Source organism: Pseudomonas medicaginis, assembly GCF_965119365.1.
In the GTDB taxonomy this organism is placed as follows: Bacteria; Pseudomonadota; Gammaproteobacteria; order Pseudomonadales; family Pseudomonadaceae; genus Aquipseudomonas.
Map to the genome: position 1 here is coordinate 2,620,615 of NZ_OZ221631.1, position 19,171 is coordinate 2,639,785.

Annotated in this window: 17 protein-coding genes; 6 read left to right on the plus strand and 11 right to left on the minus strand. The window is 62.2% G+C overall.

From position 1 onward, the window contains the following. Nucleotides 1-4: 4 nt before the first annotated feature. From ACMTA2_RS11655 to ACMTA2_RS11700, 10 genes are read right to left on the minus strand one after another with little or no spacing between them, the layout of a single operon-like run. Entirely contained in the window at nucleotides 5-1,141 is a 1,137-nt protein-coding gene (locus ACMTA2_RS11655; RefSeq protein WP_413794958.1) for a glycosyltransferase family 2 protein, read from the minus strand. Continuing rightward, nucleotides 1,134-2,102 (minus strand): glycosyltransferase, encoded by a 969-nt coding sequence (locus ACMTA2_RS11660; RefSeq protein ID WP_413794959.1) that lies wholly within the window; start codon nucleotides 2,100-2,102, stop codon nucleotides 1,134-1,136. The genes ACMTA2_RS11655 and ACMTA2_RS11660 overlap by 8 nt, the downstream gene beginning before the upstream one ends. After that, nucleotides 2,099-3,469 (minus strand): O-antigen ligase family protein, encoded by a 1,371-nt coding sequence (locus ACMTA2_RS11665; RefSeq protein WP_413794960.1) that lies wholly within the window; start codon nucleotides 3,467-3,469, stop codon nucleotides 2,099-2,101. Before ACMTA2_RS11665 ends, ACMTA2_RS11660 begins: the two co-directional genes overlap by 4 nt. Then, nucleotides 3,466-4,569, minus strand: a complete 1,104-nt coding sequence (locus ACMTA2_RS11670; RefSeq protein ID WP_413794961.1) for a glycosyltransferase family 4 protein — start codon at nucleotides 4,567-4,569, stop codon at nucleotides 3,466-3,468. Before ACMTA2_RS11670 ends, ACMTA2_RS11665 begins: the two co-directional genes overlap by 4 nt. After that, nucleotides 4,566-6,158, minus strand: coding sequence for a GumC family protein (locus tag ACMTA2_RS11675; RefSeq protein ID WP_413794962.1), 1,593 nt, complete (start codon nucleotides 6,156-6,158; stop codon nucleotides 4,566-4,568). The genes ACMTA2_RS11670 and ACMTA2_RS11675 overlap by 4 nt, the downstream gene beginning before the upstream one ends. A 15-nt stretch (nucleotides 6,159-6,173) precedes the next feature. Further along, nucleotides 6,174-7,196, minus strand: coding sequence for a polysaccharide biosynthesis/export family protein (locus ACMTA2_RS11680; RefSeq protein WP_413794963.1), 1,023 nt, complete (start codon nucleotides 7,194-7,196; stop codon nucleotides 6,174-6,176). Between the two features lie 20 nt (nucleotides 7,197-7,216). Continuing rightward, a complete protein-coding gene (locus tag ACMTA2_RS11685) occupies nucleotides 7,217-7,861 on the minus strand; it encodes a CpsD/CapB family tyrosine-protein kinase (protein ID WP_413794964.1) in 645 nt (214 codons plus the stop codon). Further along, complete coding sequence (locus ACMTA2_RS11690) at nucleotides 7,862-8,608, minus strand: sugar transferase (protein ID WP_413794965.1); 747 nt, start codon at nucleotides 8,606-8,608, stop codon at nucleotides 7,862-7,864. Continuing rightward, nucleotides 8,605-9,660, minus strand: coding sequence for an NAD-dependent epimerase (locus tag ACMTA2_RS11695; protein ID WP_413794966.1), 1,056 nt, complete (start codon nucleotides 9,658-9,660; stop codon nucleotides 8,605-8,607). Before ACMTA2_RS11695 ends, ACMTA2_RS11690 begins: the two co-directional genes overlap by 4 nt. Further along, a complete protein-coding gene (locus tag ACMTA2_RS11700; RefSeq protein WP_413794967.1) occupies nucleotides 9,657-11,021 on the minus strand; it encodes a UDP-glucose dehydrogenase family protein in 1,365 nt (454 codons plus the stop codon). Before ACMTA2_RS11700 ends, ACMTA2_RS11695 begins: the two co-directional genes overlap by 4 nt. Nucleotides 11,022-11,396: 375 nt before the next feature. Between ACMTA2_RS11700 and ACMTA2_RS11705 the strand changes: the two genes are divergently transcribed. The 6 genes from ACMTA2_RS11705 to ACMTA2_RS11730 all read left to right on the plus strand — a co-directional run bounded on the left by ACMTA2_RS11705 (nucleotide 11,397) and on the right by ACMTA2_RS11730 (nucleotide 18,234). Continuing rightward, a complete protein-coding gene (locus tag ACMTA2_RS11705) occupies nucleotides 11,397-13,094 on the plus strand; it encodes a sulfatase-like hydrolase/transferase (RefSeq protein ID WP_413794968.1) in 1,698 nt (565 codons plus the stop codon). A 437-nt stretch (nucleotides 13,095-13,531) separates the two neighbouring features. Beyond that, a complete protein-coding gene (locus tag ACMTA2_RS11710) occupies nucleotides 13,532-14,200 on the plus strand; it encodes an ABC transporter ATP-binding protein (protein WP_413794969.1) in 669 nt (222 codons plus the stop codon). Further along, nucleotides 14,200-16,668: an ABC transporter permease gene (locus tag ACMTA2_RS11715; protein WP_413795637.1), complete on the plus strand. Its 2,469-nt coding sequence runs from the start codon at nucleotides 14,200-14,202 to the stop codon at nucleotides 16,666-16,668. The genes ACMTA2_RS11710 and ACMTA2_RS11715 overlap by 1 nt, the downstream gene beginning before the upstream one ends. Further along, a complete protein-coding gene (locus ACMTA2_RS11720; protein ID WP_413794970.1) occupies nucleotides 16,658-17,728 on the plus strand; it encodes a lipocalin-like domain-containing protein in 1,071 nt (356 codons plus the stop codon). The genes ACMTA2_RS11715 and ACMTA2_RS11720 overlap by 11 nt, the downstream gene beginning before the upstream one ends. 65 nt (nucleotides 17,729-17,793) lie before the next feature. Continuing rightward, nucleotides 17,794-18,036, plus strand: coding sequence for a hypothetical protein (locus ACMTA2_RS11725; RefSeq protein WP_413794971.1), 243 nt, complete (start codon nucleotides 17,794-17,796; stop codon nucleotides 18,034-18,036). 24 nt (nucleotides 18,037-18,060) lie between these two features. Further along, nucleotides 18,061-18,234 (plus strand): hypothetical protein, encoded by a 174-nt coding sequence (locus tag ACMTA2_RS11730; RefSeq protein ID WP_413794972.1) that lies wholly within the window; start codon nucleotides 18,061-18,063, stop codon nucleotides 18,232-18,234. Nucleotides 18,235-18,597: 363 nt separating this feature from the next. Here the strand turns inward: ACMTA2_RS11730 and ACMTA2_RS11735 are convergent, their stop codons facing one another. Then, entirely contained in the window at nucleotides 18,598-19,116 is a 519-nt protein-coding gene (locus tag ACMTA2_RS11735; protein WP_413794973.1) for an Hcp family type VI secretion system effector, read from the minus strand. Nucleotides 19,117-19,171: the final 55 nt, after the last annotated feature.

Sequence of the window (19,171 nt, forward strand, 5' to 3'; positions counted from 1 at the left end):
GCACTCATCGAGTCTGATCGGGGGTCCATTGGTTGTAGCTGTGCCCGCGCAAGAACTGCCACAGGCCGGCGACCATGCCGGCCAGGGTCACCAGCACGAACGCGGCGAGGCGAAACGGTCTGGGCAAGCGATGACGCACGTCCAGCAGGCCGGCCACGGCGAAGGCGTAGCCGAGTAGTTGGGCAGACAGGGTCAGGCGATAGAAACCATGTTCATCGAGCAACCAGAGGTTGGCCACCAGCAGGGGCAGTAAGAGCACCGGCGCCAGCCGGCGGATCAGCTTGTGGCTGATCAATGCGATGGCGTACAGGCCATGGCGCAGCGGGTTGAGCAGCTCACGCCGGGCCGCCAGACTGATCAGGCCGCCGACGGTGACGCGTTGGCGGCGGCTGAACTGTCGGCCGGCTTCGTCCACGCCTTGATCGAGCACCTTGGCGTCGTCGACATAGACGACGCGCTTGCCGGTGACCGGCGCGCAGGTGTTGATAAAAAAATCGTCGTTGACCAGGGCTGGAATCGGTTGGTACAGCTCGCGGCGCAACGCCTGCAGCGCACCGTCGGCCGAGACCGTGCACCCGGTGCGACTTTCCACCCGGCGCAGCCAGGCTTCGTAGTGGCGGTACAGGCTTTCGCCCACGCTCAGGCCTGAGCCTGGGACGGGAATGTTCATATTACCGACAGTACCGCCGACCCCAGGATCGGCAAACGGCGCCAGCAGGCGCTCCAACGTGCCGTCGAGCCAGTGAACATCCGCATCGGTAAACACCAGGATATCGCCCGTGCAACGACTGACCGCGGCGTTGAGCACACTGTTCTTGCCTTGGCGCGGCAGGTCGAGTACCTCGATGCGCGGATCTTCGAAGCTGCGCGCCAGGGCCACGGTCTGGTCGGTGGAGCCGTCGCTGGCGACAACGATCTGCAGGCTGGCCGCCTGATAGTCCTGGGCCAGCAGATTGCGCAGTTTGTTCTCGATATTGCGCTGTTCGTTGTGCGCGGCAACGATCACACTGACTCGTTGCGCAGGCAGCGGCTCGGGCCTGGGCCTGGGGAAAAATGGCCCGGCGAGCGTCAGCAGCAATGGGTAACCCAGGTAGGCGTATACCGGCAGTAACAGGCACAACCAGAACATGAACTCAGCCACGGGCAGGCCTCCTTGCTTTCCAATGACAAAGGCTGAGGATGAGCGCGGCGCCGGCCAGGTGCAGGCGTACCCAGTGCAGGCCCCAGAGCTGCAGGGTCAGGCATGGGTTACGGTGCTTGTGGCTCTGGTGCAGACTCAGCACCAACCCCGGAACGGTCGTCAACAGCCCCATCATGAGTGCATGTTGAGGCGCGCCAGTGACCAGTGCGAAGATCGCCAGCAAGTCCAGCAACCAGACAAGCACAGCCAGCATCGGGAAGCGCAACAGGCGCAGGCTCAAGCCATTGGTACGCAGCAATTGCACCAGACTGCCCTGGCGCCACAGCTCCTTGCCCATCCATTCGCGCCAGTTCATTTCGTAGCCCCAGTGCAGGGCGGTGTATTCATTGATCGACAGTAACCGTGCGCCCTTGGCTGTCAGGCGCAGGGTCAGGTCCTTGTCCTCACCGGTGCGCAGCGTCTCGTTGAACCCGCCGGCCCTGTCGAACCATTGGCGGCGCATCAGCAGGTTGGCGGTGGGCAGCCAATCCACGCGCTGCATGGTGTGTCGCAAGGGGAGCGAGGTCCGCCGATGCCAGGCCGTGGCGTACCAGGGGGCTTGCGCGGGGGTGTACAGGTCCAGGCCGAATACGTCGGCGACGTCTGCGGTCTCCAACTCCAGCAAATGCGTCAGCCAGTCCTCGGGCATTTCGATGTCGGCGTCGATGAAGGCCAGCCATTCACCGCTGGCAACCTGCGCTCCGCGATTGCGCAGGGCGCCGATCAGCACGCCTGGAACCACCAGAACCTGCGCACCGAACTGCCGGGCAATCTCCGGGCCCTGATCCTGCGAGCCGTTGTCGACCACGATCAACTCGCACGCAAGACGGGCGGCATTGGCGGCCCGTTGCGCGGCCTGCAGCGTGCGGCCGATGTGCCGGGCCTCGTTGTACATCGGGATGACGATACTGATGCGGCTCATGAACGGGCCTCCTGCGGGGCGGCCTGCTCGGCGTCGTAGCGCAAGATGCTGGACAAGGCGAGCATGATCCACAGTAACTTGTGGTTCGGCGCGCTGAGGAACATCAGGAACAACGCCAGCGACAGGAAGCTCATGCCCAGGTGCGTCAACAGGTCCGCCTGGGCCCAGTCCCGGCGCTGGAGCCAGAGTTGGCGCGCGCGCACCAGGTTGTAGAGGCCCAGTCCGATGATGCCGACAAACATCAGGCCGCCGGGTACGCCGATTTCGCTGAAGATTTCCAGGTAGGTGTTATGGGCCTGGCGGTACAGATCCCCCCGTTTGCGATTGGCCGAGAACGCCTTGGCGTAGCCGGTGGGGGCGTAGTGCTGTGGAAACGTCCCGGGGCCCGAACCGAGTATCGGCTTCTCGCGGATCATCTGGCTGCCCACCACGATGTATGAGGCGCGGCGACCCAGGGATCCATCCTTGTGGTCGTTGGTGCCGGCGCTGAGGATGCTCAATGACTGGATGCGCGCCACGTAGCTGGCAGGCATCAAGACGATTGTCGCTGGGACCATGAGTGCCAGGCCAAGCATCGCGAACCCCAGGTGACGAGGACGCACGCGTGGTAGCTGCGCCCGATAGTGATACAACCCGATCATCAGAGTCAGCAACAACACGACCAGTCCTGAACGCGATTCGGTCTTGGTCATTCCACCCAGCAACAGGATTAAACCGCCACCCCAGAACAACCGGTGCAGCAGGTTCTGGCTGCGTAGGGTCAACAACAATGCCAGCGGTACGGTAAACGCAATCAACAGCGCAAAGGCGTTCGGGTCTTCCAGCAAACCCAAGGCACGGCCCTGTTCCTGGTATTTGGCTGAAAACATCGCGAGCACGCAGGTCGCGGCGACGCTCACGGTCATCAGCCGGGCGAACATCTCCAGGTTCAGTTCGCGACCGATCAACAAGGTGATCATGAACAGGATCGGTCCTACTGCGAGTTCGCGCATCTGCGTCAGGGACAGGTCCATGTTTTCCGAGATCAACAGGCTCAAGCCATACAACACCATAAAGCCGAGCAATGGCTTCCAGATATTGCTACGCAAGCGCGTCGCAGGGATTTGGTGCAACGCCAACTGCAGCATCAAGATCAGGATCAGCGCCACGCCGAGGAATTTGCTGCCGGACAACGTGTTGTCCTTGAACAGGCCTTCGAATGGCAGCAGCGCGGCAATGCCCAGCAAACCCCAGGCGGGCTTGCGGTACAGCGCAGCAACACCCACCAGCCCGAGCACTGCACCCGGTGCGAGAAACGGATAAGGGCTGGCCAGCAATGCCAGGCACACCAGCCCCAGCAGACCGACGATCGAGAGCGGGACGATCATGGCCGAGCCTCCCGTGCCGTGCGGATATAGAGTTGCGACCAGCGTTCGGCCAGCATGCGCAGGTCGTAACGGTCGCGTTGGGTGCGGCGCGCGTTGTCGGCGAGGATCCGCGCCAGGTGCGGTTCGCTGAACAGCGTTTCGATCTGGCGTGCCAATTCTTCGCTGTCGGCCGGCGCGGCGAGCAGGCCGTTGTGGCGGTCTTGCAGGATATCGGGAATGCCACCGACGCCGAACGCCACCACGGGCACGCCGGCCTGCATGGCTTCGAGCAGGATCATCGGCGTGCCTTCGGTGCGTGAACTGATCACCAGCACATCGAGGCGACTCCACCAGTCGTTCATGTCCGTCTGATAACCGGGCAATTCGATGCGCATGGGCAGCCCGGCGTCAACGATGCGCTTGAGCAAGGGCTGGCGTTCCGGCCCGTCGCCGAGCATGACCGCGTGTAGCGAGGCATGGCGCTTGCACAACGGAATCATCGCGTCGAGGAACAGGTCCGGGCCTTTCTCGTTGCTCAAGCGGCCGACATAGCCGACCCGCCAGCGTTGCCTGTCGTCGCGATGGGGCAGCGGCGTCGTGACGGCCGGCAGACCGTTGGGGATCACGTCGAGTTTCTTTGCGTTCACGCTGGCCTGGCGGTGCAGCGCCGCGATGCTTTCGGCTACGCACACCACGCGCTTGACCGGCGCGGTACGGCACAGTTGCAGACTCAACCACGTATAGAACCGCTGCTTGGGGCTGCGCGGCGTAAAGCCGTGCTGCGTGATCACCAACGGCAGGCGCAACAGGGTCGCCGCGGCCCAGCCGAACAACAGGCCCTTGAAGTTGTGCGTATTGATCAGCGGGCGCTCGGCGCGCCGTTGCCGCAGATGCTGCAACAGTTCGGGCCAACTGGCGCAGTGGTGACAGTCGATTCCGGCCTGGCGGAACCGCGTGATCAAGGTCGGCGGCGCCGCCAGGAACAGCACCTGATGCTGGCCAGGTGTCGCCACGCAATGGTCGAGCAGCATCCGCTCGGCCCCATAGAAACCACCGCTGCCGAGCAGATGAATGATCGACAGGGGAGGGCTGCCGTGGGACGGGCTGAACGGCGCGTTCAATTTTTCACCCAATGGACAAGGCTGGGCACGCTCCAGTTGCGGTGCGGGTTGATCTGCTCGGGCGACTGCTCGTTGATCACCAGCAGCACCGGGAGGTCCAATTGGTGGCCGATTTGCGCCGGATGCTTGAAGCGATGGTCGAAGAACTCACGCACATAGACCAGGGCGATCGCCAACAGCAGGCCGCTGAACAAGCCGAAGACGATGATCAGCATCGGCTTGGGAAACGCCGCAGAGGTGGGTTCGAAAGGCGGACTCAGTACCCGGGCGTTGGACAGGTCGTTGTCCAGTGAACGGGCGGAGCTGGCTTCGGCGAACCGTTGGGCATAGGTGGAGAACGCCGCATGCAGGGCGTTGATCTCGGTGTCCATCTGCCGCAGTTTGCTCTGGGTTTCCTGAAGTTGGTGGATGCGCTCCTTGAAGGCGGCGATACGTTCGACCTTCTGGTTGATCACCGAACTGACCACCGCCAGGTCGGTGGTGCGTTCCTGGATGCGGTTGTTCACCACTTTGAGGAATTGCTGGCGAGTGCGCATGATCTGCTCCCGGGCCAGCAGCATGGGTTCGCTGCTGGGCTGGAAGATCGCCAGGTCGTTGAGGTAGCGGCTGACCTGGCTGGTCAATTGCTCGCTCATTTGCCTGATTTCCCGGTCTTCGAAGGCAATGTTGTCCATGGTGGTGGTGAAGGTGAATGGGAAGGTGTAGTCGTTGAATCGCGCGCTGTTCGCCGCCGCCAGGCTGGTCTTGAGGTAATCCAGCCAGCGTTGGCCTTGCAATAGACGGTCTTGGTACAGGTTCAGGGCCTGCTCCTCGGTGTTGATCGCATTCAAGCGAAACGTGATTTCTTCCTTGGGATCGGAAGAACCCACGCCTTCAAGCAGCGTCAGGCGGTTGCCCTCCAAGCCGTCAAGGCGGGCCTGGTACTGGACTTTTTTCTGCTCGTAGAACGTCTGGGGCAACTCTATCGATTGCAGGTCCTGGCGACCGGTGAGGTAGTTTTCCAGCAGTTGCGCCACGAACCGGGTGCCCTGGGCCGGGTCGCCGAAGCTGTAGACAATGGAGATGACGTTGGAGCCGGGCAAGGTCTCGATCTTCAGGTTTTCAATGGCCTCGTCGGTCAGCGTATCGAGCACGGTGTCGCGTACCGGATCGACCTCGAGTCCCAAGCCGTCGCGCAACGGGTTGATGACGTACTCACGCAATGGCTGGGTGACGTAGCGCTTGAGCGGTTCGCTCACCCACTTGTTGAGGATGCCCGGACTTGGGGTGTACTCGCCCTGGTCGCGCAGCGTCTTGATGGTTTCGCGAATCAACGCCGGCGAGCGCAGGATGTTGCTCTCGGTTTCCATGTCCGACAGTGTCGGTGGAACGAACGTCGCGTTTTCCTGGTTCAGCGAAGTCGTGGCGTCGCCTTGGGAAAGTTTTTTCGACTGGACGATCACCTGGGCGGTGATATCGAAGCTCTGTTTGAGCATCAAGGGCAGCACCAGGGCGATCACGGCAAAAATCAGGAAGATGCGCTTCACCCACTGCTTGTTGGCGAAGAAGATCCTGAAGAACTCGTGCAAATAGTTTTCCTTGGGGGTCATGATCGGTCACCTGGGTCAGTTGCTGTCGCTGTTTTTGTCGAGGTCGTAGCCGAAGCTGACACCAACGCCTTGGAACAGCACCACATCGGCCAATTGCCGGGCCATTTCACCGGCTTTGGCCAGGCCGGTCTTGGGCACGAACAGCATGTCTTCCGGCTGCAGGTAGGCGATCTGGGAGGCGTCTCCGCTCAGGGCCTTCTCCACGTCGTAGTGGCGGGCTTCAACCTGATTGCCGTTGCGACGCATGATCACCACCGAGTCGAGCCTTGCCTTGACGTTTGTGCCCCGTGCCAGGGTCAGTGCCTCGAGAACGGAGATCGGTCGACGGATCGGGTAGGAACCGGGTTGGGCCACTTCACCGAGGACGTAGATCTCGTTGCCGCCGGTGGATTTGAGCAGCACGTCCACCGTCATGTGGCCGGGCAGTTGGGCATAGCGCTCGTTGAGGAAGGTTTCCAGCTGCGTGACGGTCATGCCTTGCAACGGCACGGCACCGATTTCCGGGAAGCTGGCGTAGCCATCCCGACCCACGATGATTTCCCGACTCATGCCGGTGGCCGGGTGGGTCAAGGTGTTTCGCAGGTTCGTCTCGCCGGACAGCGGGCTGGTCACCATTACGGTCAATTGGTTGCGATTGGGCTGGAACAGCATCTTCTGGTTGTAGGCGCGCTGCACTGCCAGGCGCGCCTCGTCGGTGGTCAGGCCGGAGACTTTCACCGAGGTGTTGGCCCCCGGCAGTTCGATACTGCCGTCGGGCATCACCTGTTGCGTGCCGTTGAGTTGGCTGGCGGCGGTGAAGCTCAGGGCAACCTGGTCGCCCGGTTGCACGCGGTAAGCCTGGGAAGAGGTGGTGTCGATGTGAAAAATCACATCCAGCACATCCTGCGGCCTCAGGGTCTGTTCGACCTTGGGCATGTCAGTGGCCTGGGCGTTGGCCGGCGCGGCCGTGAGGATCTGCACCGGCATCGAACGGGTATCGGTGGTGCTGGAGCAACCGGCAAGCGGCAGCAACAGCAGGACAAGCATTCTGGCGTTCATCTCATCATCCTTCTGCGGGCTTACAGGTTGTTGTAGAGCCATTTGGGCATGTAGTACTTGCGGCGATTGAACACGCTGCCCACCACTTTCGCGCCCGCCTGGGACAAGCGCTGGCGGGCGGCCTGGGCCACTTCCCAGCGGGTGTCTTCACCGCGCACCACCAGCACCACGCCATCCACCTGGGTGCTGAGCACCAGTGTGTCGCTGGCCGAGTACACCGCGTCGGCGTCAATCACCACAAAGCGGTACTGCGCCGCCAGTTGCCTGAACAGCGGGCGCAGGCGCTCGGGGCTCAGCTGCTCGGCATTGCGGCCCAGACGACCGTGGGGCAGCATGTCGAAGGGCAGGCTGGACGCCTGCACCACGCAATCCTGCAACAAGGGCGGCGCCAGGCTGTTGAACAGCAGGTCGGTGAAACCGCGTTCCTTGTGCAGCGACAATTGCTGGCTGAGGTTGTGCGGCGACTGGCTCGCATCCACCAGTAACACGCGCCCGCTGCTCATCTGCGCCAGTTGAGCGGCCAGCGCCATGGCACTGGTGCTGGTGCCGGTGCCGGTGTTGGCGGACGTCAAGAGCAGGATCCGCAGGGAAGGGTCGAGCACGGTCGAGGTCAGGTTGGTCTCGCTCGGGCTGGCTATGGTCAGGATATTCGTTGAACCGTCCATTTAACTCGCTCCGTGGCCGCTGAAAACTTTGAAGGGGGTTTGCATCAGGATCTTCACATCCAGCCACAGGCTTTGTTCAGCGATGTAGCTGAGGTCCAATTCCACGCGCTGGTCGAAGTCGATATTGCTGCGTCCGGAGATCTGCCACAGGCCGGTCATGCCGGGGTAGATGCTCAGGCGCACAAGATGGTTGTCCTTGTAGCGATAAGCGTTGAACGAGGTCGGCCGCGGGCCCACCAGGCGCATGTCGCCGGTCACGACGTTGATCAGGTTCGGCAGTTCGTCGAGGCTGCTGCGACGCAGGAACCGGCCGATGGGTGTGATGCGCGGGTCGTTGTCGATCTTGAAGTCGATGGCATCGGCACCGTGTTTGTTGAGGTGGCGCAGCGACTCCTTGAGCGCCTCGGCGTTGGCGACCATGGTGCGGAATTTGTACATGCCGAACACCCGCCCGCGATAACCGGTGCGTTTCTGTATGAACAGCACCGGGCCAGGGCTGGAAAGTTTGACCAGCAGTGCCAGGCCCAGCAGCAGTGGGCAGAACACCACCAGGATCGCCAGTGCGCCGAGGCAGGCCACCACCCGATTGGTGCGCGAGACCGTCCAGGGGCGACCGCCGTCGCGACCGGTCAACCAACCACGGCCCTGACGGTGGATCGCTGCGTCCAGGCGCCTGCGGTGGTCGGGGTCGACCCGTTTGTCGCGTCTCGGGACATTGATCTCGATGGCTTGTTCATGTCGAGTCATAGACTCCTCCGCTGAGGTTGGGCCGCGAGCGGCGTGTGGGCGGGCAGGGGGTAGTAATCGCGGAACCACTGGATGAAGCGACCCAGGCCGTCGTCCAGTTCGATGCAGGGTTTGAAACCGGTGGCCCGCGCCAGGTCGCTGGCGTCGGCGCAGGTGTTGAGCACATCTCCGGCTTGCAGCGGCAGCAGCTCGACGTGGGCGGTTCGTCCCAGGTGTTTTTCCAGCAGCGCGACATAGGTGCGCAGCGCCACCGGGTGTTGTCCGCCGATGTTGTAGATCCGCCAGGGCGCCCGGCTGGTGGCCGGGTCCGGTTGTTCGTGATCCAGCAAGGGCGTGACCTGGGGCGCACGGTCGATCAGGCGGGCGATGCTTTCGACGATGTCGTCGATGTAGGTGAAATCCCGTTGGTGCTCGCCGTGGTTGAACAACTGCAGCACTCTGCCTTCGGCAATGGCGCGGGCAAACTGGATCGGCGACATGTCCGGCCGGCCCCAGGGACCGTACACGGTAAAGAAGCGCAGGCCGGTGCAGGGAATGCCGAACAGGTGGCTGTAGCTGTGGGCCATCAGCTCGTTGGCTTTTTTACTTGCCGCGTACAGCGACAGCGGATGATCGACGTTGTCCCGCACCGAATACGGCGTGCGCGGGTTGGCGCCGTACACCGAGCTCGAGGAGGCGTAGATCAGGTGCTTGACCGGATACCGGCGGCAGCTTTCCAGGATGCTCAGGAACCCGCTGATGTTGCTGTCGACATAGGCCTGCGGGTTTTCCAGGGAGTAACGCACGCCGGCCTGGGCCGCGAGGTGAATCACCACGTCCGGGCGCCGGGTCTGGAACAGTTCGTCGATGGCCGGCGCGTCGGCCAGGTCGAGCCGCGCCAAGGGAAAGGTGCCGACCTGGTCGTTCACCCATGCCACGCGGTCGTGCTTGAGCTGTGGGTCGTAGTAGTCGTTGAAATTGTCCAGCCCGCACACCCGATGACCGTCGCGCAGCAGCCGCAGCACGACATGGGCGCCGATGAAACCGGCTGCGCCGGTGACCAGGATGTTCACGCTTGCGGCCCTGTTGCCGGAGTGCCGGGCACGGTGTGGCGCAGCCCGATACCGCGGTACAAGAGCCCGGCGGCGGCCAAGTGTTCGGGGTTGTACAGGTTGCGGCCATCGATGATCACCCGGGCGCGCAACTTGCTGGCCAGCAGGTCGAAATCCACCACGCGAAAGTTCTTCCACTCGGTGCAGATCACCAGGGCGTCGGCGTCCTCCAGGGTGTCATCGCGGGTGGCGCACAGGTTCAGGTCCTTGCGGTAGCCGTAGAGGCGACGGCACTCGGACATGGCTTCCGGGTCATAGGCCTGGACCCTTGCGCCTTCACGCCACAGCGCTTCCATCAGGTAGCGGCTGGGGGCTTCGCGCATGTCATCGGTGTTGGGCTTGAACGCCAGGCCCCAGATGGCAATCGACTTGCCGGCCAGGCCATCCTGGAATTGCTTTGCCAGTTTCTCGAAGAGGATGTGCCGTTGGCTGTCGTTGACGTCGGTGACGCTGCGCAGCAGGCGCAGCGGCATGCCGCTTTGTTCGGCGGTGTGCAACAGGGCCCGCAGGTCCTTGGGAAAGCAAGAACCGCCGAAACCACAGCCGGGGTAGATGAAGTGGTAGCCGATGCGCGGGTCCGAGCCGATGCCCTTGCGCACCGCTTCGATGTCGGCGCCCAAGCGTTCGGTGAGGTTGGCCAGTTCGTTCATGAAGCTGATGCGGGTGGCGAGCATGGCATTGGCGGCGTACTTGGTCAGTTCGGCGCTGCGGTTGTCCATGAACATCAGTTTTTCGTGGTTGCGGCAGAAGGGCGCATAGAGCTCCGTCATCTGGTCGCGGGCCACCAGGTCGGCGGTGCCGACGATGATCCGGTCCGGGCGCATGCAATCGGCCAGGGCGCTGCCTTCCTTGAGGAATTCGGGATTGGACACTACCCGCACATTCAGCTGTTTCAGGCCTCGCCGAGCCAGCGCCTGGCGGGCGCATTCGGCCACCTTGTCGGCGGTGCCCACCGGCACCGTGGACTTGATGACCAGGGTGCGATCGCTGTCCATGAAATCGGCGATCTGCCGGGTGACGGCCAGCACATGGCTCAGGTCGGCCGAGCCGTCTTCATCGGCGGGGGTGCCGACGGCGATGAAGATCAGCTCGCCATGATTGACCGCGTCACTGGCCTGGGAACTGAACGACAAGCGTCCGGCCTTGATGTTGTCTTCGAGCAGATCGGACAGCCCCGGCTCGCTGATGGTCGGCACGGCCTGTTGCAGCTGCCGGATCTTGTTCGGGTCGATGTCGATGCACAGAACGCGGTGTCCGACGTCGGCCATTGCGGCCGCCTGGATCAACCCGACATACCCCGTACCAAATACGCTCACGTCCATTTTTGGCGCGCCTCGCAGACCGAATGATGTAACTCGGATGAAACTGTTTAGAGGGGTATAGCGCAGCTTCAGAAAAGCGTGTCAGCAAAATGACAGTTGTCAGTGTTGGCAATTCAAGTGAAACCGGGCCTTTTGATATCAAGTCATTGACTGTTCTAGCAAAGTGGCTGTTTTGCTGGGTGTAAATGGCATTTAACAAAGCGATAAACGGTCGTTATCCATAGATTTTTATATTTTGTAACGTGTTTTCGTGTCGTTTTTGGGGTAACTTTTTTTTGACGCGTGATTGGGAGGGGCGTTTCTTGCGCTTTGCAGATCGGCTGCTAACGTGCAGGAACGAAGCGCTTTTGACACCGCGATCCGGTCGAGGAAAACATGGCCCGCTACCTCAAGGAATTGCTGCTGTTTCTGTACCTGCTCAAGGGGTACGCCTATTACCTCGACCGTCTCGATGCGTTGGGCCTGGGCTTGGCGACCTTGCTGTTCGGCGCCATGTTCGTGCTATTGGTGGTGGCGCTGTGGATGTGCGCCTACATCCGCCAGACCTTGGTCAGGCATGTGTTTGCCTTGGCGCTGTTTGTTTCAGCGGTTTTTTTCGAGGTGTACACCCAGGTCACGGACAGTTACCTGACCTACAGCCAGTTCGTTTCGCTGGTGTACTCGGGAGGGTTTATCCAAGAGGCGGCCTATCAGTATCGCGAGGTGATCATCAACGCGGTGATCGGCGGCTTGTTGCTGTTGTTCGGCATCGCCCTCAAGCCTCGGCGGGCGCTGCGAGTGCCCGGTTATCTGCCGGTGCTCGCACCCATGCTGGGCGTGGTGTTGCTCAGTGGCGTGCTGTTCGTGCGGGCGGGCGAGGGCGCGCGGGGCCTGCCGGTGATGTACACGCCGTTGGTCTATTTGAATCTCTTTGCCTACGAGTCCTTGCACAACACTATCGGCCCCCGGGAGCCGGTCAACCTTAAGCGGCGATCGTCTTTGAACGAGCAGGACATCGTGCTGATCATCGATGAAAGCGTCGGCGGCAATTACCTGGATATCAACGCGCCGTTTGGCGTGCACAGCAGCCTGAAGACGCCGCCCGAGGGCGTGGACATCTTCAATTTCGGCTACGCGGCTTCCATCGCCAACTGCAGCGCCGACACCAATGTCACCTTGCGCTACGGGGGGACGCGGGACGACTACATACGCATCAACAGCACCCGCCCGTCGATCTGGCAGTACGCCAAGAAGGCCGGCTTGCGCACCGTCTACATCGACGCCCAGCGCACCGGCGGCAACCTGCAGAACCTGATGACCGAACTGGAAAAACAAGACATCGACGAATTCGTCCAATTCGACCAGACCCGCGTGCGTGACCGCGACATGGCGGCGGCGGCGAAGTTGATCGAACTGCTGGGCGACCACCAGGCCGAACTGGTGGTGATCAACAAGGTCGGGGCGCATTTCCCGGTACACGACAAATACCCCGATGACTTCATGAGCTATCGCCCGGCCTTGCCGCGCGGGCAGTTCCAGGAAGTGACCGATACCGGCAGCCGCGAGGGCTTCAATGGGCAGAAAGATGATTGGGTGTTGTACCGCAACGCCTACCAGAACACTTTGCTGTGGAACATCGGCGAGTTCTTCACGCGAATCTTCCAGCAGGCCGATTTGAGCCGTGCCGTGTTGATCTACACCTCCGACCATGGCCAGGACTTGCACGAGCGCGGCAACCCAGGGCTAAACACCCATTGCGACAGCAACCCGGTGGCCGAAGAGGGGTTGGTGCCGTTGGTGGTGATCCAGGGCAGCCAATTGCAGACCCTTGATTGGCGCAACGCCTGGGCCCGGAACAAGGACCGCTCCAGCCACTACAACATCTTCCCGACGCTATTGCAGTTGATGGGTTACGACCCGGCTGGGGTTGAATCGGCCTATGGGAAATCCCTGAGCCAACCCACCGATGATGATTTCACTTTCAACTATCGTTTTAATGCGCGGTTGGGGGCGAAACCGGCTTGGAAACACATCGACTTGGGGGACATCGTGACACCGCAGTCCGGCCAGGTCGAGATGGCGGTGGGGCATTGACTGGTGCTGAGTTCTTGGTGGGAGCGAGCTTGCTCGCGATGGCGCCGGCACATTCAACATCACTGCGAGCTGATCTACCGCCTTCGCGAGCAAGCCCGCTCCCACACTGGATCTTCGGTGAACACAAAATTTATGTCCGGTACAGAACCACTGTGGGAGCGAGCTTGCTCGCGATGGCGCCGGCACATTCAACATCACTGCGAATTGATCTACCGCCTTCGCGAGCAAGCCCGCTCCCACAGGAGAAACGCGGTCCCGCCAAGAACCAGGTTGGCTATCAGGCCGCCTCGCGGTGGACGTTGATCTGGGATGCCCCCACCCGCCAATCAAATACCAAGGTTCACCAGCGAAATGGGGGCGCACAGCTGTATTGGTCGATGGGGCCCATCACTCAACTCCGCTATCCTGACCCCCACGTTCATCCATCGAGCCTTTTCATGCTTGAAGTCCGCAATGTCTTTAAAAGCTACCCCACGCCCCAAGGCCCCTTGCCGGTGTTGCAGGGCGTCGACCTGACCCTGATGCCCGGCAGCAGCCTGGCGCTGATGGGGGAGTCCGGCAGCGGCAAGAGCACCTTGCTGCACCTGGTGGCCGGGCTGGACAAGGTGGATCGCGGCAGTATTCGCAGTGGCGTGTATCAGCTCGACGGTATGAGCGAAAGCCAGTTGGCGAACTGGCGACGCACGGAAATCGGCCTGGTGTTCCAGCAGTTCAACCTCATCAGCAGCTTGTCGGTGGAGGACAACCTGGCGTTCCAGGCGCGTCTGTGCGGTCGTTATGACGCGGCCTGGCAAGCCCATCTGGTGCAACGTCTCGGGCTTTCAGCGCTGCTGCGCCGTTATCCCGAGCAGCTTTCCGGCGGCCAGCAGCAACGGGTGGCGCTGGGGCGGGCGCTGGCTTCGCAACCGCCCTTGTTGCTGGCCGATGAACCCACCGGCAGCCTCGACGAAGCCACCAGCGACGAAGTCCTGCAACTGCTACTGGAACTGCTGGAGGGCAGCCCCACCAGCCTGCTGATGGTGACCCACAGTCCACGGGTGGCAGCTCGCCTGGCCCAGCGCGTGGTATTGCACGGCGGGCGGTTGGCGCAGGTGGCCCAGGGGTGATGATCGTTCGCCAGACCCTCAAGGCCCTGCTTAGCCACTGGCGCCAACACCCGGTGCAATTCTTCAGCGTGCTGATCGGCCTGTGGCTCGCCACCAGCCTGCTCACCGGCGTGCAAGCGCTGAACAGTCAGGCCCGGGACAGCTACGCCCGGGCCAGCCAACTGATCGGCGGCGAACCCCAGGCCAGCCTCAGTGCACCCGGTGGCGGCACCTTCCCTCAGCAATGGTTTGTCGATCTGCGACGCCAGGGTTGGCCGGTTTCGCCGATGTTGCAGGCCCGGGTACTGCTCGAGGGACACGAGGACCAGCGCCTGCAACTGATGGGCATCGACCCGGTGTCGCTACCACCTGGTGCGGCCCTGGCGGGGCAGGTGCGGGAGATGAACGAGGTGGTGGCGTTTTTTACCGAGCCCGGTCGCACCTGGGTCGCCCCGCAGACCTTGCAGGCCTTGGGACTGGGCGAGGGCGATCGGCCTCGTACTGTCGATGGGCGGCCCCTGCCACCGCTGCATGTCCAAGTGGACATGGCCCCGGGCGTGCTGTTGATGGACATCGGTTTTGCCCAAGCGGTGCTCGGGTTACCGAACCAGCTGTCGCGGCTGCTGTTGCCCGCCACGTTCAACGCCGCGTTGCCGGAGGCGTTCAGCGATCGCCTGCAATTCAAGCGCGCCGATGAAGAAAACAACCTCTCGCGCCTGACTGAGAGTTTTCACCTGAACCTCGATGCCTTGGGTTTTTTATCGTTCGTGGTGGGGTTGTTCATCGTTCACGCCGCCATCGGCCTGGCCCTCGAACAGCGTCGCAGTCTGTTGCGAACCTTGCGGGCCTGTGGTGTCAGTGCGCGGATGCTGGTCACCAGCCTGGCCATCGAGTTGGGGGTGCTGGCCTTGCTCGGTGGCATCGCCGGGGTGCTCAGCGGCTACTGGCTGGCGAGCCTGTTGTTGCCCGATGTCGCGGCGAGCCTGCGGGGTTTGTACGGTGCCGAAGTGGCTGGGCACTTGAACCTGAGTGTGGGAGGGTGGCTCAGCGGTGTCGGCCTGAGCTTGCTCGGCGCGCTGCTGGCCGGCGCAGACAGCCTGTTGCGGGCGGCGCGCCTGCCCTTGCTGGCGGTGGCCAACCCCCAGGCCTGGCATCAGGCCCATGGTCGCTGGCTGCGACGCCAGGGGTGGGTCGCCACAGGAGCGGCGTGGGTTGCCGTCTCGGCGTTGGTCTGGGGCGACAGCCTGGCCAGCGGGTTTGTCCTGATGACCGCTTTGCTGCTGGGCGCGGCGCTGGCGTTGCCGGTGTTGCTCAATGGTGCGCTGAAGCAGCTGTTGCGCCGCAGTCGCTCGGTGCTCGGACAATGGTTTCTCGCCGATTGCCGCCAGCAATTGCCGACGTTGAGCCTGGCGCTCATGGCCTTGCTGCTGGCGTTGGCGGCGAACATCGGCGCTGGCAGCATGACCGCCGGTTTCCGCCAGACCTTTAGCCACTGGCTCGAACAACGGCTGAGTGCCGAGTTGTACATCAACCCGCAAACCCCGGCCCAGGCGGAGCAACTGCACACCTGGCTCAAGCAGCAACCGGCGATCACCGCCGTCGTTCCCCTCTGGCAAGTCTCGATCCCTTTGCAGGGTTGGCCGACGGATATCCACGGCATCATCGACCACCCGCACTATCGCCAGCATTGGCCACTGCTGGAGTCCTCCGGCGACAAGCCGTGGGAGCAACTGGCCGGCGCCGACACCCTCATGCTCAGCGAACAGCTGGCCCGGCGCCTCAAGGTGGGGATCGGCGATTCGTTGACCCTGCCCACGCCGAAGGGGCCATGGGCACTGCGCATCGTCGGAATCTACGCCGACTACGGCAATCCCAAGGGCCATGCGCTGGTCAACGCCAATCATTTGCTGGCGCACTGGCCGAACCTGACGCCGAATCGTTTCAACCTGCGCATTGAGCCGTCGGCGATTGCGGCGCTACTGACGGCCCTGCAAAGCCGGTTCAGCCTGGATGACAGTCGCATCATCGACCAGGCCCGGCTCAAGGGCTGGTCGACCCAGGTATTCGAACGCACCTTCGCCGCCACGGCCGCCCTCAACAGCTTGACCCTGGCGGTGGCCGGGGTGGCGTTGTTCATCAGCCTGTTGACCCAGAGCCAGAGTCGCCTCGGCCAGTTGGCGCCGCTGTGGGCACTGGGGGTGACGCGTCGGCAGTTGATGTTGCTCAACCTCGGCCAGACCTGGCTGCTGGCGCTGCTGACGCTGGTCCTGGCCTTGCCGCTGGGGATTGCCCTGGCCTGGTGCCTGGACGCGGTGATCAACGTGCAGGCCTTCGGCTGGCGCCTGCCGTTGCGGGTGTTCCCGTTGCAGTTGGCGCAGTTGCTGGCCCTGGCGATGCTCGCTACGCTGCTGGCATCGGCCTGGCCGCTGTATGCGTTGTACCGCACGCAGCCGGCGGATCTGCTGAGGACCTTTGCCCATGAAGATTAAGATGGGCGTGTTACTGCTGGCGTTGCTCAGCGGCTGTGATGACTCGGCGCCGACGCAAAAGGGCTTTGCCGGCCTCGGTGACCAGGCTGTCGCGTTCACGCCGGTTGTGCCTGGGCGGCCATTCAGTTTCCCGACCGACCACGGCATTCATGAAGGTTTTCGTATCGAGTGGTGGTACGTCACCGCCAACCTCAAGGACACCCACGGCCGGGAGTTCGGCGTGCAATGGACGCTGTTTCGCAGCGCCTTGAATGCGCAGCCCCAGGCCAGTGGCTGGCGCAACCAGACGATCTGGCTCGGTCACGCGGCGGTCACGTCCGCCACCGTGCACCATGCCGCCGAGCGTTATGCCCGAGGCGGAGTAGGACAGGCCGGGGTGCAGGCGGTGCCCTTCGATGCCTGGATCGACGACTGGCAGTTCACCAGCCAGGCTTGCGCGGCCGAGCCGTTGGCGGATATGCAGTTGAAGGCGCGGGACCGACGCTTCAGCTATGCCTTGCGGCTGACGTCGAGCCGTCCGTTGGTGTTGCAGGGCGAGCAAGGTTTCAGCCAGAAATCCGAACAGGGGCAGGCCTCGTATTACTACAGCCAGCCGTTCTTCCAGGCCAGTGGTGAGTTGGAAATCGATGGGCAGCGCTATGCGGTCAGCGGCCCGGCCTGGCTCGACCGCGAATGGAGCAGCCAGCCCCTGAGCGCCAACCAGACCGGCTGGGACTGGTTCTCTCTGCACCTGGACAGCGGCGAGCACCTGATGCTCTACCGCATGCGCCACAAGGACGGCGCGCCCTACCTTACGGGCACCTGGATCGATGCTCAGGGCCGGGCGCAAACCCTTCACGCCGGGGAGATCACCCTGGTGCCATTGGACACCGCCCAGGTCGCCGGTCGCTCGATGCCGGTACGTTGGTCCATCAGGATCCCCGGCAAGCAACTCGACATCACCACCCAGGCACTCAACCCCAAGGCCTGGATGGACTTGCGCATTCCCTATTGGGAGGGGCCGGTGCGACTGACGGGAAACCAGGGCGGCACGGGTTACCTGGAAATGACCGGTTACTGAGAATCGCCGGAACTCCCTGCGAACGTCGACCCTCATAACTCATGAATGTCTCGCAGGAGCCCGCCATGAGCGATGACCTCAAACTTGCGTCGCTAGCCGTCTGGCAGCAGTTGTTCGACGACAAGGCCTACTGGCAGCAGTCCCCCGATGCCCACTTCACTGAGCTGATGCGGGTGGCCAATGACCTGTTCGGCCAAGGCGCCATCGACCTGGCACGTTGGCAGGATTTGAAGACCCAGGCCGAGCAATTGCACCAGCGTTCTCCAGACGCCAATGTCGCGGAAGAAGTTGCCGATCCCGATGCCTGAATCCCGAAATCCAAGGAGTTCGCCATGAAGCACAGCCCCGATCAAACCCGGCCTGACCCGGATGCGCCAGCATTGCCCGGCGAAGTGGAGCGCGATAACGATGCCTTGCGGCCCAATGACCCGGCCAAGCGCAAACAGCAACACGGTGACCCTGAAGCGGGGGACACTGATGCGCAAAAAACCGGACGGCGTGACTGACGTTGCGTCACCCTGGTATTAAAAAGAGTTTTTAATGGCTGTTTAACTTTCTTGCATGGATAGTTTTTTCGGCTTGTCCATGTTTTGTATAAGTGTTTGTATCGCTAACGGAGGGGTTGTACGCACACTGGATCCTCGGCACTTACCACCGAAGATAAACAATTATTTAAACGACTTCGCGGACATATTCTTGAACTTCCATTATTATTAAGCCCGTTCGCCCAGTGTCAGGCTCTTTACCAGTGCATGGATTGCCGAGGCCGTCGCACTGGGCGAACACCTTCCGAGTAAATAACTGTCGATTATTTGAATGCACATTGACCAACGGCGTTGGTCAATGCGTGAACGGTTGCTTCGAGAACATCAGGCGATGACGGGCGAGCGCCAGTCATCGGAACCGGAAGTGCCGCTGACTTCGTGGGTCCAAGTGATTTTGCGATACGTGAAATGCACGTCCTCCAGATGGGTAAAGTGCGCGTTCGCCGGGTCCTGGCAGTTGAACATGTAATCCTTGATTTCCACGATGATCGCGTCGAACAACGTGGTGGTGAAGTAGTGTTCCTGAGCGCCTAGCTTCGAAGTGCGAAACCATTGGATCGCTACCTCTTCCATGACTTCGCCGCTGGTCAGGGCGGCCAGCAACAGGGGCGAGGCTTTATCGAACACTTTGGTGACGACCAGGGGCTTGTGTATGCGCTGGCCGGTTGGCTGGCCGGATTGAGGGTCGCGCGGGATGATCACTTGGTGCTGGAAGCCCTGGACCAGTATTTGGTCTTCATGACCTTCCTGATAGGTATTGCCTACCGAGTCGGCGGTAAATGCGCCAGCGGTAATCAGACCTTGTTTGGTGCCGACGATGGCCATATATGCGGGGGTAGCCAAGGGATGCTCTCCTTCCTGGATAACTTAGAGCCTGGGACGGGAATCGCCCCGAGGT